This is a genomic window from Pseudomonadota bacterium (assembly GCA_026390555.1).
GTDB lineage: Bacteria > Bdellovibrionota_C > UBA2361 > UBA2361 > OMII01 > OMII01.
Genome location: JAPLFS010000033.1, coordinates 1 through 24924 on the forward strand (window position 1 = coordinate 1; position 24924 = coordinate 24924).

23 protein-coding genes and 1 pseudogene are annotated in these 24924 nt (G+C 49.8%); 7 read left to right on the top strand and 17 right to left on the bottom strand.

The window, feature by feature from the left end; all coding sequences use genetic code 11:
• The 13 genes and pseudogenes from atpA to NTV65_04415 all read right to left on the bottom strand — a co-directional run.
• Positions 1 to 1169, bottom strand: a 1169-nt coding sequence (gene atpA, locus NTV65_04355) for a F0F1 ATP synthase subunit alpha (protein MCX6114436.1), incomplete at its 3' end; no start/stop codon positions are given.
• Positions 1170 to 1205: 36 nt separating this feature from the next.
• On the bottom strand, positions 1206 to 1757 hold the full coding sequence (gene atpH / locus NTV65_04360) for an ATP synthase F1 subunit delta (protein MCX6114437.1): 552 nt from the start codon (positions 1755 to 1757) through the stop codon (positions 1206 to 1208).
• A 28-nt stretch (positions 1758 to 1785) separates the two neighbouring features.
• Positions 1786 to 2388, bottom strand: coding sequence for a hypothetical protein (locus NTV65_04365; protein ID MCX6114438.1), 603 nt, complete (start codon positions 2386 to 2388; stop codon positions 1786 to 1788).
• 361 nt (positions 2389 to 2749) lie between these two features.
• Entirely contained in the window at positions 2750 to 3211 is a 462-nt protein-coding gene (locus tag NTV65_04370) for a hypothetical protein (GenBank protein MCX6114439.1), read from the bottom strand.
• A 70-nt stretch (positions 3212 to 3281) separates the two neighbouring features.
• The gene (locus tag NTV65_04375) at positions 3282 to 3731 is read right to left on the bottom strand and encodes a polymer-forming cytoskeletal protein (protein MCX6114440.1); all 450 of its coding nucleotides are present in this window, start codon (positions 3729 to 3731) and stop codon (positions 3282 to 3284) included.
• Between the two features lie 62 nt (positions 3732 to 3793).
• Positions 3794 to 4768: a ParB/RepB/Spo0J family partition protein gene (locus NTV65_04380; protein ID MCX6114441.1), complete on the bottom strand. Its 975-nt coding sequence runs from the start codon at positions 4766 to 4768 to the stop codon at positions 3794 to 3796.
• A 55-nt stretch (positions 4769 to 4823) separates the two neighbouring features.
• Positions 4824 to 5618, bottom strand: a complete 795-nt coding sequence (locus NTV65_04385) for a ParA family protein (GenBank protein MCX6114442.1) — start codon at positions 5616 to 5618, stop codon at positions 4824 to 4826.
• Between the two features lie 251 nt (positions 5619 to 5869).
• On the bottom strand, positions 5870 to 7054 hold the full coding sequence (locus NTV65_04390) for a hypothetical protein (protein MCX6114443.1): 1185 nt from the start codon (positions 7052 to 7054) through the stop codon (positions 5870 to 5872).
• A pseudogene (prfB, locus tag NTV65_04395) lies at positions 7044 to 8090 on the bottom strand (peptide chain release factor 2). Before prfB ends, NTV65_04390 begins: the two are co-directional and overlap by 11 nt.
• A gap of 113 nt (positions 8091 to 8203) precedes the next feature.
• The gene (gene ybeY, locus NTV65_04400) at positions 8204 to 8737 is read right to left on the bottom strand and encodes an rRNA maturation RNase YbeY (GenBank protein ID MCX6114444.1); all 534 of its coding nucleotides are present in this window, start codon (positions 8735 to 8737) and stop codon (positions 8204 to 8206) included.
• Positions 8730 to 9722: a PhoH family protein gene (locus NTV65_04405; protein ID MCX6114445.1), complete on the bottom strand. Its 993-nt coding sequence runs from the start codon at positions 9720 to 9722 to the stop codon at positions 8730 to 8732. The genes ybeY and NTV65_04405 overlap by 8 nt, the downstream gene beginning before the upstream one ends.
• A gap of 128 nt (positions 9723 to 9850) precedes the next feature.
• Complete coding sequence (locus NTV65_04410; GenBank protein ID MCX6114446.1) at positions 9851 to 11116, bottom strand: CinA family nicotinamide mononucleotide deamidase-related protein; 1266 nt, start codon at positions 11114 to 11116, stop codon at positions 9851 to 9853.
• On the bottom strand, positions 11113 to 12474 hold the full coding sequence (locus NTV65_04415; GenBank protein ID MCX6114447.1) for a peptidoglycan DD-metalloendopeptidase family protein: 1362 nt from the start codon (positions 12472 to 12474) through the stop codon (positions 11113 to 11115). Before NTV65_04415 ends, NTV65_04410 begins: the two co-directional genes overlap by 4 nt.
• A gap of 653 nt (positions 12475 to 13127) precedes the next feature.
• Here NTV65_04415 and NTV65_04420 point away from each other — a divergent pair.
• A complete protein-coding gene (locus tag NTV65_04420) occupies positions 13128 to 14024 on the top strand; it encodes a hydroxyquinol 1,2-dioxygenase (protein MCX6114448.1) in 897 nt (298 codons plus the stop codon).
• Between the two features lie 389 nt (positions 14025 to 14413).
• Here the strand turns inward: NTV65_04420 and NTV65_04425 are convergent, their stop codons facing one another.
• Complete coding sequence (locus NTV65_04425) at positions 14414 to 15121, bottom strand: hypothetical protein (GenBank protein ID MCX6114449.1); 708 nt, start codon at positions 15119 to 15121, stop codon at positions 14414 to 14416.
• Positions 15122 to 15780: 659 nt separating this feature from the next.
• On the opposite strand from NTV65_04425, the gene NTV65_04430 reads away from it, so the two are divergent.
• The 5 genes from NTV65_04430 (at position 15781) to NTV65_04450 (ending at position 20060) form a co-directional block, all read left to right on the top strand.
• The gene (locus tag NTV65_04430) at positions 15781 to 16974 is read left to right on the top strand and encodes a cellulase family glycosylhydrolase (GenBank protein ID MCX6114450.1); all 1194 of its coding nucleotides are present in this window, start codon (positions 15781 to 15783) and stop codon (positions 16972 to 16974) included.
• 543 nt (positions 16975 to 17517) lie between these two features.
• Positions 17518 to 17796 carry a type II toxin-antitoxin system RelE/ParE family toxin gene (locus tag NTV65_04435; GenBank protein ID MCX6114451.1) on the top strand — a complete coding sequence of 93 codons (279 nt, stop codon included), beginning with the start codon at positions 17518 to 17520 and terminating at the stop codon, positions 17794 to 17796.
• 31 nt (positions 17797 to 17827) lie between these two features.
• Complete coding sequence (locus tag NTV65_04440) at positions 17828 to 18157, top strand: transcriptional regulator (GenBank protein MCX6114452.1); 330 nt, start codon at positions 17828 to 17830, stop codon at positions 18155 to 18157.
• Between the two features lie 218 nt (positions 18158 to 18375).
• Entirely contained in the window at positions 18376 to 19350 is a 975-nt protein-coding gene (locus NTV65_04445; GenBank protein ID MCX6114453.1) for an aminoglycoside phosphotransferase family protein, read from the top strand.
• A gap of 431 nt (positions 19351 to 19781) precedes the next feature.
• Positions 19782 to 20060 carry a hypothetical protein gene (locus tag NTV65_04450; protein ID MCX6114454.1) on the top strand — a complete coding sequence of 93 codons (279 nt, stop codon included), beginning with the start codon at positions 19782 to 19784 and terminating at the stop codon, positions 20058 to 20060.
• A gap of 50 nt (positions 20061 to 20110) precedes the next feature.
• Here the strand turns inward: NTV65_04450 and NTV65_04455 are convergent, their stop codons facing one another.
• The 3 genes from NTV65_04455 to NTV65_04465 form a co-directional block, all read right to left on the bottom strand.
• A complete protein-coding gene (locus tag NTV65_04455) occupies positions 20111 to 21229 on the bottom strand; it encodes a hypothetical protein (protein MCX6114455.1) in 1119 nt (372 codons plus the stop codon).
• Positions 21230 to 21771: 542 nt separating this feature from the next.
• Positions 21772 to 22992, bottom strand: coding sequence for an AAA family ATPase (locus NTV65_04460; GenBank protein MCX6114456.1), 1221 nt, complete (start codon positions 22990 to 22992; stop codon positions 21772 to 21774).
• A gap of 190 nt (positions 22993 to 23182) precedes the next feature.
• The gene (locus tag NTV65_04465; protein ID MCX6114457.1) at positions 23183 to 24220 is read right to left on the bottom strand and encodes an LD-carboxypeptidase; all 1038 of its coding nucleotides are present in this window, start codon (positions 24218 to 24220) and stop codon (positions 23183 to 23185) included.
• 298 nt (positions 24221 to 24518) lie between these two features.
• Here NTV65_04465 and ruvX point away from each other — a divergent pair, with 298 nt between their 5' ends.
• The gene (gene ruvX, locus NTV65_04470; GenBank protein ID MCX6114458.1) at positions 24519 to 24920 is read left to right on the top strand and encodes a Holliday junction resolvase RuvX; all 402 of its coding nucleotides are present in this window, start codon (positions 24519 to 24521) and stop codon (positions 24918 to 24920) included.
• The last annotated feature ends 4 nt before the right edge of the window (positions 24921 to 24924 follow it).

Consider the following 24924-nt stretch of genomic DNA (forward strand, 5'->3'; position numbering starts at 1 on the left):
CGGTACTGGGCCAGATCAAGACGTAGCGTTCCTGCCACCTTCTTCATCGACTTTACCTGTGCAGCTCCACCCACTCGCGACACCGAGAGACCAACGTTCACCGCCGGACGAACACCGGAGTTAAAGAGGTCGGCCTCAAGGTATATCTGTCCATCGGTGATAGAGATTACGTTGGTTGGAACGAATGCTCCTACGTCACCTTCAAGGGTCTCAATAATCGGCAACGCTGTAAGCGATCCGCCGCCAAGCTTATCGCTTAGCTTGGCTGCGCGCTCTAGGAGGCGGGAGTGGAGATAGAATACATCTCCTGGATACGCCTCACGTCCAGGTGGGCGGCGCAGTAGAAGTGAAACGCAGCGGTAGGCTACGGCGTGCTTCGAAAGATCGTCGTAGATAACGAGGGCGTGCTTGCCGTTCTCCATAAAGTACTCGCCCATCGTACAACCTGTGTACGGAGCTAGGTACGCCATCGGAGCTGGCTCTGATGCAGTCGCTGCAACAACGATGGTGTGATCCATCGCGCCGAACTCTTTCAGTCGCTCAACGACCTGAACAACTGAGGAGCGCTTCTGACCGATTGCAACGTAGATGCAGATTACGCCGTTACCCTTCTGATTAATAATAGTATCGATCGCAACGGTAGTTTTGCCGGTCTTCTTGTCGCCGATAATAAGCTCGCGCTGTCCACGCCCTACTGGCGTCATCGCATCGATGGCCTTAAGGCCGGTCTGCATCGGCTCATGCACGGACTTACGTCCTACGATGCCAGGCGCCTTAATCTCAATACGACGGGTCTCACTGGTCTTAATATCTCCGAGTCCATCGATTGGGTTGCCTAGCGCGTCTACAACGCGACCAATCAAGGCCTCACCAACCGGTACCTTTGCGATCTGTGCGGTGCGCTTTACTGTATCGCCCTCTGCTATCTCGCTAGTTTCGCCCATGACCACCACGCCGACGTTATCCTCTTCGAGGTTAAGCGCGATGCCCCTAGTGCCGTTTGAGAACTCAACAAGCTCACCGAGAGCTACCTTGCCGAGTCCATACACGCGCGCGATTCCATCGCCGACGCTAAGAACGGATCCAACTTCAGTAAGGTCCTGATCGCCAGAGACGCTTCCGATTTTGTCCTTAATAATCCTGCTTATTTCATCTGCGCGTATGTCCATAATTACCTCTTCTCAAAAACTCTCTTAGAAAAAATACTACTGAGCCAATTCTACCGCCATACGTTGTAGCGTTCCTAGAACCGATCGATCTAGCAGCTTATCCCCTAAACGGATCGTTAATCCTCCAAGTAGCGCTGCGTCGCTCTTCACATCTAAAGTTACCTCGCCGCCCAGGGCCTTTGAGAGCAGCACTTTCAGATCGGACACAGCGCTATCGGTCATTGGCGTTGCTACCGTTACCTCAAGGGTTAGGCTCTTTCTGTACTCGCTCACAAGCGCTGCAAAGCTCTCTGCCAGCTGCGGCAAGACGGGGGTCTTGCGTAAAGATACCAAGATCTGAACTACCTTCTTAGTCGGCTCGTTCGCCCAACCACCAAACGAGGCAACAACGCCGTCTATCACAGAGATCCTTTGGGAATCTGTAACACGGGGATTGAGCATGCTTTGGCGCAGATCTTGCGATGCATTCCAGACTAGCGCGAGGGTCTTAAGCTGCGCCTCGGTGCTATCAAAATCGACAGGCGCGCAGATACCAAAGAGCGCCTTGGCGTATCTTTTAGCAATAAGTGTGTGGCGTCCTGCGCTCATGCGTGAATCCCCTGCCCCTTATAAAAATTTATTGAACGAGCCTCTTTGCCCGCCCAACTGCTGCATCAAGATAGGACTGTTGCTGCGAGAGGAACTCGCCCCTAGCGAAGCGTCCCTTTGTAAGTTCGAGCGCCTTAGCAACGAGCGCCGCACGAAACCGTGCGTGAGCCGAACGCAGCTCACCAACCAGGAGATCCTTGGCTTGACTCTGAATACGGGCGGCACGCTCCTTTGCGCGCTGCTCGATAGTAGCCGCTTCAACCTCCGCCTGTTGTCGAATCTCATCCTTGGCTAGCACCTGCTCGACTGCAAGATTTTTAGTACGCACCTCTATCGCGCTCAGCTCACGCTCGGCGCTCTGAAGCTCGGCTTTACACCCCTCTACAGCTGTTAAGATCCTTGTGCGCCGCGCTCTCCAGGCGTTCGGAATAGCCTTTCTAAGCAGAAAGTATAACAAGGCTATGTAGCAGATAAAATTTAACCATCCGGCGCTGAGATCTAGGATCGACAGTTGGTGCGGTGCTCCATCTGCGGCTAGCGCATCGTTAGTTATTGCCCCGTTAACAGCAACGCCTACGCTCGCAATGAGCTTATAGAGTGGACTTTTGGCTCTGTTTCGAGGGCTTTTCATGAGTTAAAAGTTCATGGGTTAAAAGTTCATAGATTGAAATTTCATAGTTTGAAAGTTCATCATAAGCTTGGGGCTCTAATATACCCCCTACGGCCCCAACTCAGGGCGCTAGTAGGATAGCCAGTATTACGATACAAGTCACGCCTTTAGCTCTATAATTTCAGTAACTATTCACCAGGTTTTACTGTTGTGCACGTTAATGCTTATAGAAGGCGGTCTTTGTAGGGATTCGCCCCTTTCTTGTCGTCCCCTGATCGGGGACGCTCATTTTAGGGGTGAATAGTTAATATTATCACCCCAGATTTGCAGAGCAAATCGACCCCTGAGGGGTTTGTTATTCACCAGGTCAGATCCGTGTGCGCTACTGCGCGCCGAGCTGCGAATTAACTCGGGACGCAAGCCGTTCTGCAAGATCAACTGCCTCGCTCTCAGCCCGTGATTGCGCTGCGCTAACCTGCTCCTGAATTGCGGCGCGCCCACCTTTAAGCTCAACCGCAGCACTAGCCTCAGCTGCTGCAATAATCGTTGCAGCGCGCTCCTTTGCGGCTGTAAGTATCTCGTTTTTTTGTTGGTTTGCCTCAACCCTAGCCTGAAATAACGCTTCGTTATGGCGCAACTGCAGGGCCTCGCCCTTCTGGCGCATCTGGGCTGCCGTCTGCAACACTCCGATCGTAGCCTCTTCGCGGTGCTCAATGTGCTCTAGCATCGGTTTAAAGAGCTTCGTTGAGAGTGCCCGGTAAAGCATATAGAGCAATAGAGTTCCCACCACGATCATTGGACAATCTTGCGGGGTAAGATCAAGCGCTGCGAGGATGCCTGTCATGAATTCCATCACACTTTAATAATAGCTGTTAGGGCTATAGAATCATTGATTTTGCGATTTAAATCAACCGCTATGCCTTTATTTGAGCCTTGGGTTGTGTCTCCTGTGGGCTACGTAGCTCCTGAACCTCAGGTTGCGGCATAGAGCACCGCCCAACGAATGTCGCTCCAGGTTCGATCACCAAAACCGGCGTTGTAACATCGCCACGAACCTCTGCTGAGCCGAGCATCGAAAGTGACTTTGAAGCTATCGACTCCCCAGCTAGGCGCCCCTCGATAACGATCTCAGTTGCAATAACGCGCCCGATGACGCTTCCTCCGGCTCCAATCGTAATACGCGAATGGGACGAGAGCTCGCCCTCGATCGTGCCGAGAACCACAACATCTCCGGCTGCCCTAATATCCCCTTTCAGTTGCGCGTTTGCGCCGAGCACCGTTGAGCTCGCTCCAGAGAGCCCCTCTCCGAGTGTAAATTTAGCTGTTTTCCCCAATGAATCTGCGATATTTAATGCATTACCCATAACGTTCACCTATTCCCAATTATAATATAGCAACTATTCACCTAGCCAGCCCCGTGTCCATCTTAGCCACTGATAAGTCTAGATTGGGGTGAGTAGTTACTTAATATATCTACTAATCGATCGAGCTCCTGATCTGAGAAGAAATGCAGCTCAATCGATCCACCCTTTACACCACGCTGAATCGAAACCTTCGTTCCAAGGGCGTTGCGTAATCGATCCTCAAGCTCTGGATATTGCGGCACACGTTCACGTCGCGTCTCGGCCGAGGAAGCCTTGCGCGGTGGGTCAAGCACCACATCGCGCGACACTATAGACTCAATTGCGCGCACCGAGAGCCCCTCGCTTATGACCTTATTTGCAAGGCTAATCTGAGCAACTGGCTCCCTAACGGTCAAGATCGCCTTAGCGTGTCCGATGCTTAGTCGACCGTCCCGCAGCATCTCCTGCACAACCGCAGGAAGCTTTAGAACGCGGGCAAGGTTTGCTACCGTTGCCCTATCCTTGCCTACCCGCTCAGCGACCTCTTGGGCGGTCAGCGAGAATTCGTCCATTAACCTCTGATAGCCCTTGGCCTCTTCGAGGGGGTTTAGGTTTTGGCGTTGAACGTTCTCTACAAGTGCTACCTCAAGGGTCTCGCGCTCGTCTAAAGATCTAATTAACACAGGTACTTGAGAGAGCCCTGCCCTGCTAGCAGCACGGTAACGACGCTCTCCGGCTATAATCTGGTACCCCTCCCCCATGGGCCTAACAAGTATAGGCTGCAATACCCCGAGGGTCTTAATTGACTCGGAGAGCTCCGCTATCTCCTGCTCAGGAAAGGTCTGTCTGGGTTGGGTTGGGTTGGTGGTGATAAGGTTGAGAGTAATGAAGGAGACCTCCCCCTCGCCTCGATTTAGTAAAACATCGTTTGAGTTCTGCGGCTCCGTTATAGGAAGTCTAGTGGGTGGTGCTACTGGGACCGGCATGGCTGACGATACCAGCGCGCTTAATCCGCGCCCTAAGGCCATTCTGGTCGGTTTCTTAAGACCCTTTGCCACATCCATTATAAATTACCTCTAAAAGTGTTCCACGTGGAACAGTTGCATAAAACAGCTAGGCTGCGCGAGCCGCCCCATCCTTATCTACACCCAACCGATCTATTAACTCACCCGTAAGTGCTAGATAACTCTTGGCTCCAGCACTCTGCGGATCGTAGCTACAGATCGGCATCCCATGGCTGGGACACTCAGATAGTCGGATATTTCTTGGAATCTTCGCTTTGAAGAGTCGAGCGGCGAAGTGCTTTTCGGCCTCCTCAAAGACCTGCACAGAGAGCTTCGTGCGGCCATCGAACATAGTTAGGAACACGCCTAGCAGATCAAGCTTTGGGTTAAAGGTCTGCTGAACGAATGATATCGTATTAAGGAGACCACTTAGGCCCTCTAGCGAATAGTATTCTGCCTGCAGCGGAACCAAGACAGAGGATGCTGCACCGAGCGCATTAAGGGTCAGAAGACCGGAGGAGGGGGGACAGTCGATCAGCACGAACTGGTAGCTTCCTAATACATCCGCCAAGGCGCTCTGTAGAATTAACTCACGCCCAGGAGTGCGCCCGATCTCTAGCTCAAGACTTACTAGGTCGTGAGATCCAGGAACAACTGAGAGGTTATATATAGAGGAGGGGCGTATAAGATCCGAAAGCTGCAACTTGCCGAAGAATACGTCGTAAAGATCTGCTCCCTCGGGATGCTTTTTAATACCTAGGCCACTTGTAGCGCTGGCTTGCGGGTCAAAATCAAGCAAAAGCACCTTAAACCCCAGAAGAGCTAGCTGCGCGGATAGGCTTACTGCGCTGGTAGTCTTACCAACGCCACCTTTTTGATTCGCCAGGGCAATTACGTGTGCCATAGTTTTAGATTGAAGATACTAAGTCTGTAGAAGGTGTAAGAGGTATCACGAGTAGGAATCAGTAACAATAAAAAACTGATGGTTATAGTACCTTTGATCGAAGAATTTGTATGGCTACTAATGTGTTCCACGTGGAACATATTTAAAGCTCAAACGGGGTAGGGGGCAGGTGGTGACTTAAATATCCTTGAATGTGTTCCACGTGGAACACATTCGAAGCTGAAATGGAGTGGGGGAAGCTCTATGGTGCCTTAAATATCTGCTGCAAGGCGCTTACGTACCTCTGCGAACCCCTCAATAAGTGATTCAATCTCCTTTTGAGTATGCGCATTTGAAAGCAACACCCTAAGAACCGCTCCGGTCTTCCTTACGCTGCGAGCCGCAAGCGCCTCAACGAAGATCGATCGCTGCAAAAGAGCTGCCTGAATAAGCTGCGCTTTCTTAAAGCTATCGAACCACACAGACATTACAGGCAGCTCACCACCACCAAGAACGCTCCATCCCTGCTCCCTAGCAGCGCCCTCAACTAAGCGCCCCCTAGCTGAAATCATCTTGCGTTGCAGGATTGAAACCTCTATCAGATCGAGCGCGCTATGTGCTCCGCATACAGCTGTCACCGGTGGAGGTGACTCAATCCTAAGGTAACGGGAGCGCTTTAATAGCAACTCCCTGAATTCATTCATACATACTATAGCAGCTAGCTCCACACCGGCCACAAGCCCGAGCCCTACTATCCTTGCCAAAAGCACCGGCGATATCGGAAGCTCCTCAGCCGAGCCGGCTCCCCGCATTCCAACGATTCCAAGTGCCGCACTTTCATCAACTACCCCCCACGCTCCGCAGCGCTCAAGCATTGAGAAGGTCGCCTGTACATCGGTAATTTCGCCTGTTACAGCTGATACAGATTCAACAAAGACCAAGACCCGCTTTGAGAGCTGAAAGCGCTCGAGCAGAGCTTGTAGCGCCGCATCGCTATCAAACTCATAAAAATCCGCGCCGACTAGTGCGCAAGCATCCGCCAAGGGTAGGGTGGTAAGGGCCGCACCAAGTACGACCCACCCCTCCGAGCACAACGCTGTTATACAGGTTAGAACTGACTGGGCCCTCGTCCCAAATAGTAGCGCCGATTCCGCTCCAAAGAAGTGTGCGATGCGCCGCTCCGCCCTTGTGTGCGCGTCTGTTAGTCCCCCAGATTGTCGCCCAATACCAGCGTGCCCACCAAACTCTTCAAGTGCGTGCACGATGCTTTTAGAGATCTCGCGCCGTCTTTGCAGATCGAGCAGATCCCACGATGCAAAGCTCGTTACGATCTTTCCACGGTATATAGGATGGCGCGAATCTACTCCCGCTCTGATGCCGAGATCGGGTGTAACCTGTCCGACCTCAAGCGCTAATTCCTTCAGTAGTTCGGCCTTAATTTCGTAACTATTCACCATGTTTTTCTGTCATTAAAAGACACGACTCTATCAAAGGATCGATCTTACCATCGAGCACTCCGTTTACATCCGAGGTCTCATAATCACTCCTGAGATCCTTTACCAATTGATACGGCTGCATTACGTAGTTTCTAATCTGGCTTCCAAAATCGATCTTCTTTCTCTGACCTTTAAGCTGATCGATCCTATCGCGCTGCTGATCCTGCTCGAGCTCGTACAGCTTTGATTTAAGGATCTTCATCGCCCTGGATTTATTTTTATGTTGAGATCTTTCGCTCTGACAGGCAACCACAATTCCTGTCGGAATATGGGTTAATCGTACAGCTGAGTCGGTTTTATTAACGTGCTGCCCACCGGCACCCGAGGAACGATAGGTATCAACCCGTAGATCGTCATCTTTTACCTCAACTTCGATCTCCTCTTCTATGTCAGGGGTAACGCTAACCGAGGCAAACGAGGTATGTCGACGCGCATTTGAATCAAATGGAGAGATCCTTACCAGCCGATGCACACCACTCTCGTTTCTTAAGTGTCCGTAGGGGTAGGCGCCCTCAATCAGCACCGTCACGCTCTTAATCCCAGCGCCATCACCCGGCTGGATATCCATAACCTCGATCTTAAAGCGCTTGCTCTCTGCCCACCTAAGATACATGCGCAACAACATCTCGCCCCAATCCTGCGCCTCGGTTCCACCTGCGCCGGCGTTGATCTCTAGGATAGCGTTCTGGCTATCGAACTCACCCTTCATCTTGCACTTAAACTCAAGGGTTCCGATCAACCCCTCAAGCTCCACCATCAGGCGTAGCGCCTCTAGGATAAATTCCTGGTCATTTGAATCGCGCCCAAGCTCAAAGGCCGTCTCGGTATCGGCTTGTACTGAGGCAATTTTTTTAAACTGCTCAAGCCGCTCTACGCACTGCGCACGCTCGCGCATAAGGGCTTTGGCCTTATTAGCATCGCTCCAGATCTCGTTTGATTGAGATTGCTGCTCAAGCTCCTCTACCTTGGTCGTTAGGGTAGGGATGTCAAAGAAACCCCCTCAAGACCTCAACGCGTGCGCTCAGGCCCTGTAGCTTGTACTTAAATTCGGATGGTTCAAAAAGAGCTGTCATAGCCTCCGTATACGTCTCTATCAGGGTCTCGTCAATGCTAGAGCGTATCTATGAGTGCCCTAATCTTGCGCTCCCGCCGCCGCATACGCTGCGCGTCCTTGAATGGAACCTTCTCGTGATCGTAGCCACATAGGTGCAGCACACCGTGTACAACGAGACGAATAAGCTCCTGATATGGCGTAACTCCGAAGCTGCTCGCCTGTTGTAGCGTTGTTTCAGTTGAAATAACGAGGTCCCCAAGGTAGGTATTAAAAAGATCCGGCGTCTTTCTCTTGCCACTTATCTCTGCTGGCAAAAACTGCGGAAAAGAGAGCACGTCGGTGGCCTTATCCTTTTTCCGATACTCCTTATTTATCTCCCGAATGCGCGCATCATCGGTAAGAACTACATTTAACTCACAGATGTTTTTTAAAGCTATCTCGCTCTCGACCTGCGCCAAGACCTCTGAAACAAGTTGACGCAACGTGGCGGCAGAGAGCTTAAGCTTTCTGCTCTCAATCGAGAGATGAATCCTCCATTGGCGCGCTGGGGCAGGGGGGTGCTTAAGCGAGCGCCGCGTTCTTTTAGGCATCGTCACGGTCATAAGCCCGAATAATGCGCGAGACAAGTGGATGCCGCACGACATCTTCATCAGTAAAATGAACTATAGATATCCCCAACGTATCTTTCAGGATCTTAACCGCATGATTTAACCCTGATGGTACTCCACGCGGTAGATCGATCTGCGTTACGTCGCCTGTAACAACACAGGTCGATCCGAACCCAATTCTAGTAAGCAACATCTTCATCTGCACCGGAGTTGTATTCTGGGCCTCATCGAGGATTACAAAGGCGTTAGAAAGTGTTCGTCCGCGCATAAACGCAAGGGGCGCAACCTCTATCGCACCCTTCTCGATCAGCTCCTTTGCACGCTCAGGATCTATCATATCGTGCAGTGCGTCATAGAGCGGACGTAGATACGGGTTGACCTTTTCGGCCATATCTCCTGGAAGAAATCCGAGCTTCTCTCCGGCCTCAACCGCAGGACGACAGAGCACTATGCGCTTTACATCCTTGTTAAGGAGCGCCGTTACAGCCATCGCCATCGCAAGGTAGGTCTTGCCGGTTCCGGCAGGCCCTACACCGAACACCACGTCGTGGTTCTTAATGTCCTCGATATAACTTTTCTGACGGAATGTTTTCGGCACGATCTTAGTGCGCTTGCCGGAGACCCGAATCTCATCGCGAAAGAGCTCCTCAAGCCGTAGCCGTCTATTACCTGCGAGCATCTTAATGGCGCGCTCTACGTCGCCCTTAAAGAGCCCCTCACCCTGTTCGATAAGTCCACGTAGTTGCACCAAGAGATCGTGTCCAAGCTCGACATCGGTGTCCTGCCCAACCAGGGTAAGTCCGTCAGCGGAGCGTCCGATCTTTAACCCAAGCTCGCGCTCTATAATCCGCAGGTTCTCATCGGCATCGCCAACTAACATCTGCATTACGCTCGACTCCGGAAATGGCACCCCCATCTCCTTCGTTGCGCCGGTTGGGTCTCCTGAACGTCGTCCGTATCCTGTCATTATCTCTTTCTCTCTATATATCTCTTGCTGACTCGCCTCAGACGAATCAATACAACTCCCTATAGAGTCTCACGATTAGCCCCTAACGATCCACAACAGAAATAGCTCCCTACTTAAACTGCCTTGATTCAAGAGCTTTTTATGGGATAAGTTCCTGGCGCTGCATCCCCCCTAAGGTGCCGTCGTATCAGATCAAGTGCTACATGGCTGGCATAGACACGGACCTTCTCCCTTTCGTTTACATAAAGACACCGAACCTCGGTCGACCCCCGAGGGGAAGAGAGCCCCACAAAGAAGGTTCCAACAGGCATGGCGTCACCGCCCACAGTTGGACCGGCCACACCACTAACAGCAACACCGATCTCAGTTTTAAAGCACTCACGTACCGATTGCGCCATAATCCTGACCGTTTCGGCGCTTACCGCGCCGTGCTCCTGCAATACCTCGGATGGCACGCCTAACATCTCCTGCTTTATCTCTTCGTTGTAGGCAACGATAGAGCCACGATAGACCTTAGAGGCCCCCGGGGTGCGGGTCAGTAGCTCCGCAAGCATGCCGCCGGTACACGACTCTGCGGTCGAAATGGTCACACCGTTTTTTTCAAGTAGGTGTTGTAGGCTCTCAAGAAAGCTCTCTCCCATCTGCTCACTAAAGATACAGGCGGGAGTTATGGCTCTACGTACCTGCTCGCTAAAGAGTGCGAGATCCGGCCGCTGACTCTTAAGCACCACCTGTACCTCCGGAAAAGCGGCGCGGTACGATACGGCTACATCTATCGGCAACCGCAAGGCCTCAATCCTCTGACCGATAGTAGATTCAGGCAAACCGAAAACCTTAAAGCATGCGCGCTGGATAGTTGGAACAGAGCCACAGCGTGCCTTAATAAGGGGCCAGACAGAGGAGCGAAACATCTGCTTAAATTCTGCGGGCACGCCGGAAAGCGCAGACACAACTCCTTCGTTCGGGCGCTGCAGCATAAAGCCAGGGGCGCTACCAAGCTCATTTATGATGATCGCTGCCCCCTCTGGTAAGAACGCCTGTCTAAGATTTATTCCATCAGCCTCACGTCCGCGCTTTTTAAAAAACCCCTCGACCTGCGCACGCGCCTCAGTACTCTCAACAACGCTCACCCCAGCAAACGCAGCTACCGCCGCACGGGTTAAATCATCCGTAGTTGGCCCAAGCCCCCCTGATGTAATAACGATATCGCTCACGGCGCTCAGTGCTTGCAGCCCAGTTACTATCTCGCCCAGGTTATCATCAACCACCAGCACACGCCGCAACGTCAGCCCTAATTCAGCGAGCTCACGCGCTACGAAGTTTGAATTTGTATCTATGACCCGACCATCAAGCAGCTCAGAGCCGGTGGCCAGAACGGAAACATAGCAGCTCATGCCTTGCTTTTACGCCCAACGGCTGCAACAGCGACGCTGTCGTGCTCTTTCTTCATCTCTGAAAGTCTTGCGATCACGTTTGCTGAGGGCTTAATTACTCCAATATCATGTGCAATCTTAGCCCGCATCGGATCAATATACTTACCCTTATCAAAGAGTCCGTAGTGCAGGTGCGGGCCACTTGCTAGTCCGGTACTCCCCACAGCGCCGAGAACACTTCCACGTGCTATGCGCGCGCCGCGCCTGGCCTGCGTTGCGATCTTACTTAGATGCATATATTCGCTCGTATAGCGTGAGCCATGCGAGATGCGCACCATGTAGCCTGTGGTTTTTGAGTATCCTGAATAGATCACAAGCCCATCACCAACGCTGCGCACAGGGGTGCCGGTAGGTGCTGAAAAATCGACGCCGTTATGTGGACGCTTAATCTTTAACACTGGATGAAATCTGGCGTTCGAAAAAACCGACGAGATCCTGGTGTACTTAAGGGGATAACGGAGAAAGCCCTTACTCGGTACCTGACCCTTTTCATCAAAGTAGCGAATGCTACCGTCCTTCGCTACATCGCGCACAACAGCGAGCATCTCACCACGGATGCGCAAGGAGGCGCTTCGGATCTCTCCGGTATCGAACACGCTACCATCATCCATTACTCGCTCTTCAAACGAGATGGTAAAGGTGTCGCCGGGCTGCAAATCGCGGCTAAATTCGACGCGCTCGCCAAATAGATCGACGAAATCATCGATTACGGAGTAGGGGAGCTTGATGGCGCGCGCTGAATCAACCAGCGAGGTAAAGATCGTACCAGATACCTTCCTCTCTCTGCTGGTGAGCCTGACCTTTTCGATACGAGATCTGTATCCAAGCTCTGTATTGCCCTCGATAATCATAGTACTGCCGTCCGGCAGTGCCCGTCGTAGCTCAATCAACTCGCCGTTCCTACGCTTAAGATGAATTACCTCGCCGGCCCGCAACGGGTGCCTCTTCTCGCCCCGCTTAGCAAAGGCCTCGACAAAATCTGAGGCCCTGAAAGCGGCTCCCCGCAGCGTGCTCCAGAGGGCCTCGGGGGTCGTGCCGTTTTTTATGGTAATGACGGTTTGTTTATCATCCCCAGATAGGTCGCCAAGGGGGTGCTGTGCGGTTTGTATGATAATATCGGTGCGGGGTGCCTGTTCGTCGTTTTGTAGGAGTAATCCAAGCTTTCGAAAGGGGCTATCCTTGTCGTAGAGCAGACTGTCCGAGGCGTACTGCACATCTAACGCCTTGAAGAGGTGTTGTGCAGGTTGACTCATTGTTACGATAAGTACGCCACCCAACAACACAATAGTTGTCCGAGCGGCCCATAGATAGGTATTCATGCAGACCTGATTCTACCCAGCTTTATCAGGGTCGAACAAGCCCCCCCCTGCTCGACTGGTCAGATCCCTGTGCGTTAGCCCCTATCAAGGGGCGATTTTACGGAGCTACGCAAACTGGGGTGGGAACAAACCCCTCAGGGGTCGATTTACGGAGCAAATCGGGGGGTGATAATACTGACTATTCACGCCCCCAAATAAGCCTCCCCGATCGGTTTAATCGCCTATACTATTGCTCTTTTTTGGCGACTTACGCCCTATTCCCACACCCAACCTGCACCAGAACCACGCTAGAGGTGCTGCGGGCAGGGCCAAGCCCTACAAAATTCTCACGGGAACCACTCTGTAACTAGAAGCAAATACTTGCCAAAAGTGGTTCGAGCTTCCTATCCTTTCATGATTGCAGCGCGCGCTGTCGGCATGAACTGCGGGCCCATGTGCGCCGTCAATCTGGCAAAGGTCTATGCGTAGTTCTTTCCGGGCGCCAGCTCGCAGGCCAACTTTCTCATCAGCCTGGGTTACGGTTACAACAGCAAGCTGTTTGGCCGCAACTCGCGCCTGAGCTTTGCGCAGGCTTGCAGCCTTATTTGAAAAATTAAAAGTATCCCTTGAGGCGGCTCTGCCCCTGGGCTGCCTGACAACACAGGAGACAAGACATGGCGCAACTCGAAGTACAAGATCTGGTGCAGGCCGTCATTGACCGCATGGCAAACTGCAAAGAGCCCCGCTTCAAAGAAGTCATGAGCGCGCTGGTCAAGCACGTTCATGCTTTTGTGCAAGAGGTTCAGCTCACGCCTGAAGAGTGGATGGGCACCATCGAGTTCCTCACAGCAGCCGGTAAGATGTGCGATGAAAAACGCCAGGAGTTCATCCTCTTGTCCGACACCCTGGGCGTGTCGATGGCGGTGGTGGGTATTGAGCAGGCCAAGGGTGCCGTGGCGCTCAAGGCTACCCCACCCAAACTGGCGCCGACCGAGGCCACGGTGCTCGGCCCGTTTTTCTGGGAAGGTGCCCCTGAGCTGGAGCTGGGCGCAGACATCACAGGTGTGAGCTCCGGCACGCCGGCTTACTACCACGGCTGCGTCACCGACACCGACGGTAAACCGGTGGCCAACTGCACGCTCGACGTCTGGTCGGGCGACGGCGATGGTTTTTATGACCTGCAAAAAGGCGCAGACGCGCCAATGGCTTTGCGCGCACGCTTTCACACTGACGCGGCAGGCAACTACCGCTTCTGGTCAATTCTTCCGGCCTATTACCCTGTGCCTGATGACGGCCCGGTGGGCGGTATGCTGCGCCGCATGGGTCGACACCCGAACCGGCCCGGCCACATGCACACCATGCTCAGCGCGCCCGGGCACGAGCGCTTGATTACACACCTGTTTGTGTCTGACAGCCCGTTTCTCGATTCGGACGCCGTGTTCGGAGTGCGCAATAGCCTGATCGTCAACTTCGAGCCGCATCCGGCTGGCAAGGCGCCGGACGGCCGTCTCATGGACAAGCCCTTTCATGTCGCGCGTTACGACTTCCGGCTGGTGCCTTCGGCGGCCTAATCGTGATCTTAGGCAGGGGGTTATAGGGCATTGGATGGCTATTGATGAAATTTCTATCTAAGACTCATTTGACCCGCCGGTCGGTGAATGAGTTCTAAAGTCTTCACTCTATAGGACCTGCGAGGATGGTCTATCTATTGCTCCTTTTTTGGCGACTTGCACCCTATTCCCTCACCCAACCTGCACCAGAACCACGCTAGAGGTGCGGCGGTCAGGGCCAAGGCCTACAAAATTCTCACGGGAGCAACTTTGCACCTAGAAGCAAATACCTACCAATGGTGAATCGGTCTTCCTATCATCAACGAATACTTCGCTGACCGGACGACCGGCGTCGCGCAAGAGAGAAGATGAAACAAGCGAAGACTAGAAAACCGAAGACGGATATAATATTACTTTAATATCGCTTTAATTTTATTATAATAAATTGTAGTTGTTGCTTCAAAACCCGAGTCAGTACCTACAACTACCCAAATTTCGCCGTTGGAGTTAGATTCAACACTAATAGAGTTCATTGTTTTTAGGGTTACTAGGTTGTAGGCACTGGACTCTGTGCCATTAGCAAAATCTCCTATTAATTTCATATTTGCCCCGTCTTGCGCTTGATTTCCTTTGTCTATGTTCATGCGGTAATAGTTTTCAGAATTATCTAGTACCTTTAATGGCTCAGAGGTAGAGGCACCTGCTTTAATAAATACATCTTCTGCTGGGGAACCACCTATTCCAGTAGCCCCATTTGATGCATTAGAGGCAAATTCAATTTCCATTGAAACATTATAGGTCCTATAGGGCACTAACTCAGTAATTTTCTTTTTTACAAACATAAACAAGTCATCACTATGATTATTGCCAGCTTGTTTTAATGCCCCATCAGTAATTTTCTGCGGGCTTGGTAACATCGAATGAGAAAATTCTAATTCATAGAACTCCTCTGCATTCGCTTCATTTGGATAGTCTGCAAAGCCCGCCGTCCAATCTTCTGAGTCTTCTTGAAAGTTGTATATGTATTCGGTTGGTTCGACTTCATTTGTTCGATCATTGTTTCCGCATCCTGCTAAAGCAAGTATCAATGTTGAAAATATAATTAGTGTTTTGTTCATTTTAATCTATTTTTTAATAGCTACTCTATAAAATCTTGGAATTGCATACCCACTGTTTTTCTTTATTCTCGCTATTCTGCTTAGTCAGATATCTACTTAAATCTTAGAGACTAATATTAAGGCCCCATTCCCCTTCTTGTAGCAACTAATAAAAACTTGCAAACGCTACTGCCAGGCTGCTTCAGACTGTAAGATTATTGTTACGGGGTTAATTCTGGTCCATCAAGCGCGCAACATAGCGCAACATCGTTTCCACACCCTCTCGGAGCTTTGGGGGTCGTGTATCTATCTGCTGCTTTTTGGCGACTTACACCATATTACCTCACCCAAGATGCACTAGAACCACGCTAGAGGTGTGGCGGTCAGGGCCAAGCCCTACAAAATCGTCCCGGGAGCCACTCTGCACCTCAAAGCAAATACTTACCAAGAGTAAATCGGTCTTTCTATCCTTAAAGGTAGCCCCTTTAGCCGGTAGGGGTCCTCCCAAATAATTGTTTGCCGTGGGCTTAGGAATCGAGCTCCACGTATACGTGGTTTGAGTTCTTGAGAAAACTTGAGCTCCTGCCACTATTTTGTTTCGGAGTGTTTCAGGAAGCTGGTAGTATAAGGCTAGGAATGCACCTCAGTTTTTAAGTGCACTTGCATTAAAGGAATAGTTAATGACGAATTATCTCAAAGTTTTATTAAGCCTTTATGTAGCTGTCGTTTCTCTCTTTGCTACTTCATTCTCATACGCAGCTCCAACGCAGCGAGGGTTTCAAATCCCGCTGAATGGTATTTCGGAGCCAGTGCTCGATGACCTCATAGCGAACTGGAGGATCAATGTCGTTCGAGTTCAGGTAGGTGATAACGCCAATATGGATGGGCTAACCGACGCAGCCTACGACGTGATGATGGAATCTCAGTTCCAGCTTCTTGATTCTGTGCTCCCACTCTTCGCCGCCCGCGGGCTGAAGATGGTGTTTATTATGTACTCTCCACCAGGTGGGTTCGAAACCCGTGAAAGTCCATCACATTACAAGATGTTTTCCGATGCCACATTAGGGGATGCGTTTATAGCAAAATGGCAAGAGATCATGGCGCGGTACGGATCAAATGCTGCCATCGCTGGGTTCGATCTAGTTAATGAGCCGGCTATGCGTAAGTCTCTACTTGGCGCTGGCGCTAAGAACTGGAATGGGTTGCTTCTCTCCACGATTGCGGCGATTAGAGAAACGCATCCTACAGTTCCCCTTTTTGTGAAGCCGCTGTACGGCGACCCTTCTCAGTTGACCAGTTTGCCGGCTATTAACGATGCTAATGTGGTATACACGTACAACGCATACTTTTTTAATAGCTACCAGCAGTCTGGAGTCTCCGACCCTCCTTTTTCGATAGATCCTCCGACGACAAAGGCAATTAATGACAAGCTTCGTAGAATACTCGCGTCGTTCTATCTGAAGATCTATTCACAAGTTGAAGCGAAGACATTGCCCGCGACGGCGTTTCCCCCGCGTCTAAGCGTTGGAGAGGCTACGATATCGGCATGCGCTACGGGAGCCTCTAGCTTTTTGAGTGGCTTATTAACTGCGCTTGAGACGGACGAGTCCGCTGCGTCCGTTAAAAGGAGGGAGAGAGTGCTCAGAGAGTGGAAGCGGGCGCGGCGAAATTTTAGGAGCCTTCCAAAGCCTAGTTTTTTAGTAGCAGATTTTAAGAAGGATGTCGCGCACGATAGTTATGTGATTCATGCGTTTAACGAAGCGCGCATATGGGATCCTCGGTATGTATGTGACGCGTCGGGAAACCTCACCTACTCTGCGACTGAGACCGATCGGGAGGCTGTGCTTAAGGCCTTCTTTAGGTTGAACGGGTAGGGCGGCCTCGGTGACCGCAGGTGTGCATATAACCTAGAATGAAATTTGTGGGGCACCGGCCTAGGTGACCACTGGTAGCAATGTTTCGTATTCAGATTGGTACGAGGCTAATTCTGGCCCATCAACCACGCAACATCGCGCAACCTCCTTACCACACCCTCTCGGGCCTGCGAGGATGGTCTGTCTATTGCTCCTTTTTTGCTATTAACCAAACTCTGGGGAGGTGGTTGCCCGTATTCACGAGGTTCGCCTAAATCACCCGCATGCGCTCACTAAAGCCTTAGCCGATCGTGTCCTCGCTCAACTCCAGCAGAGCCTGTAAACAATTCTACAAATCTTGAGCGTCTCTATATTTGAGAAAACACCCATTTTGCCACTCTTTAGTGATGTTGATGACTTAGTTGAAGGGCTAGACAGCCCTAAACAATTGAGATTATTCTAAAGGAACCCGGACACTAGAGCACTTCACCTAATTAACCCAAAGCGCACAATCTCTCTTGACACGTTGTCGCTTTCAGGCGACAATCAACAGGTGGAGCCGAAATTAAAGCGGATAAAACCTACATTAGGTCGAATGGTAAAGCGCTATTTGAAGAATGGATCACAAGTATTCGGGATAAATCCATAGCGGCGAAGATCTTCACGAGAATCGACCGCCTGCGGCTAGGAAACTTTGGTGATTGTAAGAGTGTTGGAAATGGAGTGTTTGAACTTCGCTTGCATTTTGGGTCTGGTTACCGAATTTATTTTGGTGTCGTCGGATCAGAGGTGGTTCTCCTATTACTAGGAGGGGATAAGTCTTCTCAAAAGAAGGATATTTAAAAGGCAAAATTGTATTGGAAGGAATTTTCAAATGGCTAAACAGAAAAGACGCATAAAATCCAAAGACTACGACAGCTTCCTGAAAAAGCAGCTACAAGACCCCGACATGTCGGCCGAGTATCTCTCTGCAGCAGTAAGAGAAGGCTCGCTGGAGGGCTTCCTGATTGCTCTTAAAAGTGTTGCCGACGCCCATGGTGGGATTGGTACTATTGCCAAAGTAACAAACCTCAATCGCCAAAGTATGTACCGAATGTTTTCTGAGCGAGGCAATCCTACAGTTTCAAATTTATTAACGGTGCTTCATGCCCTCGGTATTGAAATCTCCTTCATTTCCCAGGAGAAGAAGAAAAAGGCGGCATAACTCACGCAAATCACAATTTTCAATATGCCCTCTCCCTTATTAACCCAGCCGTCCTCAACAAATACGAATCCCCTTCTTTTTCTTCTTCTAATCCTCCCAAATACCCCTCAACCAAATTCAGCCACAGATCCCTAAAGGATAAGGATAGGAAGAAGATGCAGATTGCGAGGTAGAATCAGATTGGTCATGAACTAGCTGTGTATATCGGGAGGTAAGCAATGGAGATCAGGCGATCAGACGTAACAAAAATTAGCGGAGAGCATCGCTCTTATCTGTTAGAGGAGCTGAAAGTCACGTCTAAAGACCTTTTAGCCGTCGGGACAGAGGCTGAGGTGTACTGTTATGGAGAATCCCACGTACTAAAACTCTATGCCGATCCAAGTCGATTGGTAAACCTCAAGACCCTCAAGGCATTTTATGACTCGCTGGATGATACGCCGAGTGGATTAAAGCTTCCCCGGATCGTTACGATCAAAGAGTCTGGGCCTCTTATTGCCGTTATTGAATCAAAAGTTCCCGGTCAGCCCTTGGAAGGAATGTTGGAAAAGCTAGATCGCTCCAATCAAGAGCAAGCTGAAGAGATTTACTTGAAAGCAGTCCGGGCGCTTGCAAAGATTAAAATTATCTACCCGCCGGCCAAGTACATGCTGTTTGACGAAAGTGAGGAAAGCTCAACCTCCAATCAAACATGGCCCCAGTTTTACGAGAGGCTTCTCTTAGAAAAAGTGCACAAGACGGGCGAGCTTCTACCGAATAATGTAGCAGATTTTAGAGCCAAGTTTGAGTGTCTAGTTGAGTCCATCAGGACGGATACTGCCGTGGATATATCAGCAATTCACGGTGATTTCTATCCGGGTAACCTGTTGGTCTCTGCAGACCTGTCCCGAGCCGAGGGATTGGTTGATTTTGGATCCTTTACGCTCTTTGGTGACAATATGCTCGATGTAGCAAGTGCTATCGGATTTTACCGTATGTACGATCCAGAGCGACGCGCGATTCGGAATGCACTTCTGGACCGTGCCGAGGCAATGCTGCCGTCTCTGGACAACTACCGTCTCTATCGCTACTTGGCAGCACATGCCATTGTTACCTGTGACCTATATATCTCTGAGCCCGATCCACGGAGCAATGGACATTTTCAGTGGGCGGTTGAAATTCTTGAAGACTCGCGGATTTGGTCTAGTCTGAGGTAGAGAGAAACTGCGGGATCCTCACTCACGGAGCCGCGCGTATATACTGCGACAGCTGCAAACACTCACTCCTCGTTGCCTTCTCCTGTCCTTCTCCTGTAAGAAGATCATTGTTACGGGGTTACTTCTGGCGTATCAACCGCGCAACCTCGCGCAACCTCGTTCCCACACCCTCTCGGAGCTTTGGGGGTCGTGTATCTATTGCTCCTTTTTTCGCGACTTGCACCATATTCCCTCACCAAACATGCAACAGAACCGGGCTTAATGTGCTGCGGTCAGGGCCAAGCCCTACAAAACCCTCACGGAAACCACTCTGCCTCTAGAACAAATACTTGCTAAAAGTGAATTGAGCTCTCTATCCTTGAACAACTATTAGCGGTGAGAACAGACCAGCTAAGGAGGTACGGATCTCCTACACACTTCCTCTTGTGGTCATGAGCGCAATTGCGGGAGCTCTCGGAAAGCAGATTTTCGGTATTTCCATGGGGCCCTTGGGTGGGCTCGCGTCACTCCTCGGCGGAAAAGTAGCGCTCTACATCTATTTTAAGGGCGTACCATCGATGGTAAAGATCTCTTTGGAGAAGCAGGTCGTTTTCTTCATCTCTGTCTTCCGAGCCGCCCTCGCTACAGGTGCCGTCATCTCTTTCCTCGTGGGGAGGTTATTGCCTACGACGCCGACAGGGCTCGATACTTTGATGATTACTCCGCGATAAATGACTATGCTATAAGCACGAAAAGGGGCGCATCAACGCCCCTTTTTATCTCAATGGAGCGGCCTCACAAAATTATACACTGTGGATACAAGCAAAAAAGCCATGAAGAATATCTGGAACCGAATATCGACCTTATTAAGACGGGCGATCATCGCACCCCGCTCTGACTCAGGCGTATCGTTAAGCTTGTTCGAGGCCCATACAAAGAGCCAGAACAGGCCAAGGGTAACGAGGTAACACGCGCCATAGACCTGATCTAGATAGGTTATGTACGGCAATATCGGAAGACTCTGTCGATACCCCTGCTGAAGAAAAACCAGCGTTAAGAGCGCGGTTGAAGGGATTGCGATTCGAACCTCCCACAGCGAAGCTTCGAGAGTTGGTGCCAGGAGCACCATCATCATCACAATCACCAAAGGAATAATAAGTTGAATGATCGAGGCGAACGCCGATTTATGGTACTCTATCTCCAATCTTACTTGGCTGAATTCAGTCGAACTCTTCTTGCCTGCGTCATGGAAGCCAAAACCGGTCCCATAACGCTGGAGATATTCACGGAGTGCGAATCCATTAGTCACAAATCCGATATTATCGATGTACGGTCCTACTCCTGAATGGGTCTTGTCTCCAACGAGTCTCACCTTGTTCGAATCGAAGGCATCGCTGATAAAGTTTAAGCCAAGCACGATAGGAACTGTAATCCTCTCAAACGGGTAGCGATGCAGGTTCATCCCGTCGATGTAAAAACGACCGGCAAACCGCAACATCTGGCTATAATCTCCATTCGGCATGAGAACCGGCTTGGGATGAAGCGTCTTAGTCACTGCGTCCCACGAGTTCACGCGGTTAATCGGAGTAATCACCTGCTCGATACTTAGATCTTCCTCTTCAAGGAGCTTCTGAAACGCTTGTGGCCATGAAACCCACGCAACGAGCTCTGCCGCGATAGACTGAGTAGCAAGGTTTAAATCGTACACATTCTCAATGAACATTCCGACCCGCACTGGAGTAACTCCAGAGGGCACGGCGGTAGACTCAGACACGGGGATAAGCTCACCTCCGTAATCAAACGGCTTTACCGAGAACTTTCCACTCCGATTCGCCCAGACCACAGCAACAAAACTCAGTAGAGCTACCGCTATCAAGATCTTTTTAATTATTTTGCCCATGGCTCTCCATTTTAGCTGTACCACTCCGGCAGGAAGTGCAAACCCCCTCTCCGCGTCCTATCTAACTTCTTTTTTTTGAATGGACCACCCTTTTCGGGGCTAATCCCCCCCGGGGAGGTCAAAGTAGCCGCCCAAGCAGCGTAGGATCGAAAAACTATGCCCCAAGACAGGTCAGAGATACCAGTATCCCTCGTCCTTAAACCTAGAGATTTTTTTATCAATACCGACGATCCAGTTGTTGTGAACTATGTAGGCGGTGTTTTTGAGGTAGTTTTAAAAGCTGGTTTAGTAAAATATCTTTCCGTTTGGAAACTCACGCTGCGTAAGATCATTGCTATAAGATCATTGGTACGAGGCTAATTCTGGCCCATCAACCGCGCAACATAGCGCAACCTCGTTCCCACATCCTCTCGGACCTGCGGCGGTCGTGTGTCTATTGCTCCTTTTTTCGTGGAGCAGAAGTAACCCCGTACCAATGATCTATTACCAATGATCTATACCAATGATCTAAATGGCTCCCAGTTCGTGGGATCGAGGTGGTGCTATCTACGTGGGACGGGACAAGATTCAAGGTAACCAAGCAAAAAAAGTGGTATTTTTGAGTTGCTAGCTTCTAGTTGATCACTAAAGATGACTTTTTTTAGCTTTTCTGGCATTCCCTTGAATTGCCGAAATGTCTTACCTGATCCTCCTATTTCAATCACTACTTCAGTTGTGCCTTTTCCCACAATGAAATCTGGTGTTTTTTCACCTCGGATAGATTTTAAATAAGAAAAATCCATCCCTGCAGATATAAAACAACTAGTAGCGAAATCTTCTCGCAATCCACCAATTGCATTTTTATAAGGCAATTCTAAAAGTCGATATGGCAATGTTAGAAGAATCTTTGGCTCGAGCATGACATTCGTGCCTCTTGGTTGCACCTGCCGAACTATAAAAGCCTGCTCAAGAAGCTCTAAATACTGGCAGGCCTTGTAGCGAGTTATTTTTAAATTATTAGAAATACTGCTTGGACTTACGTCTGATACGGGTGCTCTCGCAATGAATTGAAATACCTTTTTTATTTTATTTAGTTCATCGATATTTAAACTCCTCAATCTTGGAATGTCATATCCAATCACCTTCTCAAGATTTGCTCTCAATGCCGGCATGATATCATCTACTTCCAAACTAAAAGCGTAATTATGCCCCATTAAATATTTGTTAAATAATGGCGCATGCGCAATATGTTCCGCGGTAAAATTACTCTCCAGTAAGTCTTCCCAACTAATCGCCGGGGGGACAGGGACAGATTGAAATTTTAAAAACTCTCTGAATGTAAATGGTAACGTTGGTATTACCTTTACGCGCCTCGATAAATCATGTGCCGACTCAACTAACTTTAAAGCAACAGAACTTGAAAAAACGATCTCCACCTCTAAAGAATCGAAAATCATCTTAAGAAAACGGTTTATATCTTCAAGATAATGCACTTCATCTAGAAGGAATTTTTTAAACTTAAACTCTTGGTTAAGCTTTTGAACCAGTAAAAATAAATCTGTGTCAGGTTCGAGAGTGTCTAAAGAAATATATATGGAATCATTCGACTGTGCGTGAACTTGCTTAAGCAACATTGTCTTGCCCACGCCCCTCGGACCAAGGAGTGCCAGAAAAACTTTATCTTTATGCAAGATAATCTGCCGAAATTCCGTGCGGAATAATGCCCCGCCGCCCCCCTGCGCCTTCGCCAAGGTGCTTAAGTGTAGTATTTGCTCTAGCTCCATTTTCTGGGTTTTAGCAAACAATTTACTAAAATGCAATGTATTTTGTAAAGTGATTTACTAAAATGACAATACTTGTAAGCCAAAAGAGGGTTTAACGATTAAATTTGGTAACTGGTCACCGTAGTTTAATGTCGCGATTCAAGCTATTGAGATTACGGCGAAGTTTCAGATGACCTGAGCGGTTACGCGACTAAAACTCCACGAATAACTTCCGCTCTTTGCTATCTATGATCGCCTTTCTTCCCACTGGCAGGCAGATCTGAGGGTCAGTATGTCCAAAATCTAAATTTTGAACTACCGGAATGTCCTTGTTGTATTGGCGTACTGCCCGCAGGATAGTTTCACGCTGCTCCTCCTTATAGACAAGCTTATCCTCATCGGATTTTTGATTGTTGAATTCCCATGCCTTCGGGCGACCAACAAGGATGCCTCGAATTCGTTCCAATATTCCACGTTCACCAAGAGCCCGAACCACACGAAATACATACTCGGAGCTGGGGATCTCTTCTGAAGTCTCAAGAAACAGCACTACCTCGCCAAACTGTTCCAGATTTGGGATGGGAACTCCGTGTCGTAACATTTCATCGATCGACTCCAGGCCTCCTCCCCAGGTAATTCCATCAGCAGAACCGCTACCATCCCAATGCCAGCCTTCATTTGTTTGGTACTTCCTTCGCCTTGAGAGATTTTCAGGGTCAATCCAACTCATTCCCTCATCATTAAATTCAGGACTTGGGTGAAGTTCAATCATGCCTCTATCAAACAGCGCATGGCGCAGATGCTTGACCGTATAAGCATCCATATCTCCTTGCATGCCGAATTGACATAGGATTGATGCGCCGTAATAAGATGGAATTCCTCTTAACCAGAGATAATTGCAGAAATGAGTGTTATCACTGTAGCCAAAAAATGCTTTGGGATGTTCAACGAATGCGGTAGAGAGAATTTTGTGAATATAGGTTACTTGTATGTTTCCGCCAATGGTCGCTATGACGGCCTTAACTTCCGAATGCTGAAAGGCTGCTATTAAATCGGACGCCTTTTCATCGAGAGTGGCATCGAGCTTGCCAGTAGCTGGGAATTCGAGCACCTCTAGTTCAAACAGGTTGATCAACCGCTTCAATCCAAATTGATAGACTTCCGGAAAAACAGCAGGAGCTGCCCATGAAGGTGACACGATGGCAACCTTGTTTCCTGCTGTTAATTTAGAGACTTCCTTGAATTCCACGGTACGCAGCTAGTGCCCAAAAATGAATGAACCGCTATTATATCATTTTGGATTTACTACTTTAAAGCAGAATCTTCTCTATTGCTCCTTTTTTGGCGACTTACACCATATTCCCTCACACAACCTGCACCAGAACCACCCTAGAGGTGCTGCGGTTAGGGCCAAGCCCTACAAAATCCTCACGGGAACCACTCTGCACCTTGAAGCAAATACTTGCCAAAAGTGAATCGATCTTCCTATCCTTTATCCTTTCTCCTAACAGGGGACGACAAGTTTATACTGGGGCAAATAGTTAGGCATGGTTATCCTTGGGGTGGATGTTGGAACGATACGGGTGGGGATCGCTGTGGCTGACGGTACGGTCAGGATTCCATTTCCGGTCGGGGTCTACCTTAGGGCTAAGTACGGAGCTGAAAAGGCGCTCCTCGCTGAGATTGAAAACAGGTCCGCCTCGTTACTTGTGGTTGGGCTTCCCCTTGGAGCGAGCGGAGAGCGTACCCCAGCCTGTAACATGGTTGAGGGCTTCGTTCGTCGTATTGCTAAAAGGGTAAAGATTGAGATTGTATACGTAGATGAGGCCTTCTCATCCCTGGAGGCTACGGAGCGGCTCTCTCAGGTATCTAGGGGAGAGCAGCACATTGATGCATTTGCGGCGTGTTTGATCCTGGAGCGTTACTTCGAATTAAATTCTAGTAGTTAGGGAA

What these genes read in the sequence shown, in the direction of transcription:
- atpH (MCX6114437.1), bottom strand. Translation starts at nt 1,757, where the DNA reads ATGAGCGCAGGACGCCACACACTTATTGCTAAAAGATACGCCAAGGCG.
- NTV65_04365 (MCX6114438.1), bottom strand. Translation starts at nt 2,388, where the DNA reads ATGAAAAGCCCTCGAAACAGAGCCAAAAGTCCACTCTATAAGCTCATT.
- NTV65_04370 (MCX6114439.1), bottom strand. Translation starts at nt 3,211, where the DNA reads ATGACAGGCATCCTCGCAGCGCTTGATCTTACCCCGCAAGATTGTCCA.
- NTV65_04375 (MCX6114440.1), bottom strand. Translation starts at nt 3,731, where the DNA reads ATGGGTAATGCATTAAATATCGCAGATTCATTGGGGAAAACAGCTAAA.
- NTV65_04385 (MCX6114442.1), bottom strand. Translation starts at nt 5,618, where the DNA reads ATGGCACACGTAATTGCCCTGGCGAATCAAAAAGGTGGCGTTGGTAAG.
- NTV65_04390 (MCX6114443.1), bottom strand. Translation starts at nt 7,054, where the DNA reads ATGGTGAATAGTTACGAAATTAAGGCCGAACTACTGAAGGAATTAGCG.
- ybeY (MCX6114444.1), bottom strand. Translation starts at nt 8,737, where the DNA reads ATGCCTAAAAGAACGCGGCGCTCGCTTAAGCACCCCCCTGCCCCAGCG.
- NTV65_04405 (MCX6114445.1), bottom strand. Translation starts at nt 9,722, where the DNA reads ATGACAGGATACGGACGACGTTCAGGAGACCCAACCGGCGCAACGAAG.
- NTV65_04410 (MCX6114446.1), bottom strand. Translation starts at nt 11,116, where the DNA reads ATGAGCTGCTATGTTTCCGTTCTGGCCACCGGCTCTGAGCTGCTTGAT.
- NTV65_04415 (MCX6114447.1), bottom strand. Translation starts at nt 12,474, where the DNA reads ATGAATACCTATCTATGGGCCGCTCGGACAACTATTGTGTTGTTGGGT.
- NTV65_04420 (MCX6114448.1), top strand. Translation starts at nt 13,128, where the DNA reads ATGGCGCAACTCGAAGTACAAGATCTGGTGCAGGCCGTCATTGACCGC.
- NTV65_04425 (MCX6114449.1), bottom strand. Translation starts at nt 15,121, where the DNA reads ATGAACAAAACACTAATTATATTTTCAACATTGATACTTGCTTTAGCA.
- NTV65_04430 (MCX6114450.1), top strand. Translation starts at nt 15,781, where the DNA reads ATGACGAATTATCTCAAAGTTTTATTAAGCCTTTATGTAGCTGTCGTT.
- NTV65_04440 (MCX6114452.1), top strand. Translation starts at nt 17,828, where the DNA reads ATGGCTAAACAGAAAAGACGCATAAAATCCAAAGACTACGACAGCTTC.
- NTV65_04445 (MCX6114453.1), top strand. Translation starts at nt 18,376, where the DNA reads ATGGAGATCAGGCGATCAGACGTAACAAAAATTAGCGGAGAGCATCGC.
- NTV65_04450 (MCX6114454.1), top strand. Translation starts at nt 19,782, where the DNA reads ATGAGCGCAATTGCGGGAGCTCTCGGAAAGCAGATTTTCGGTATTTCC.
- NTV65_04455 (MCX6114455.1), bottom strand. Translation starts at nt 21,229, where the DNA reads ATGGGCAAAATAATTAAAAAGATCTTGATAGCGGTAGCTCTACTGAGT.
- NTV65_04460 (MCX6114456.1), bottom strand. Translation starts at nt 22,992, where the DNA reads ATGGAGCTAGAGCAAATACTACACTTAAGCACCTTGGCGAAGGCGCAG.
- ruvX (MCX6114458.1), top strand. Translation starts at nt 24,519, where the DNA reads ATGGTTATCCTTGGGGTGGATGTTGGAACGATACGGGTGGGGATCGCT.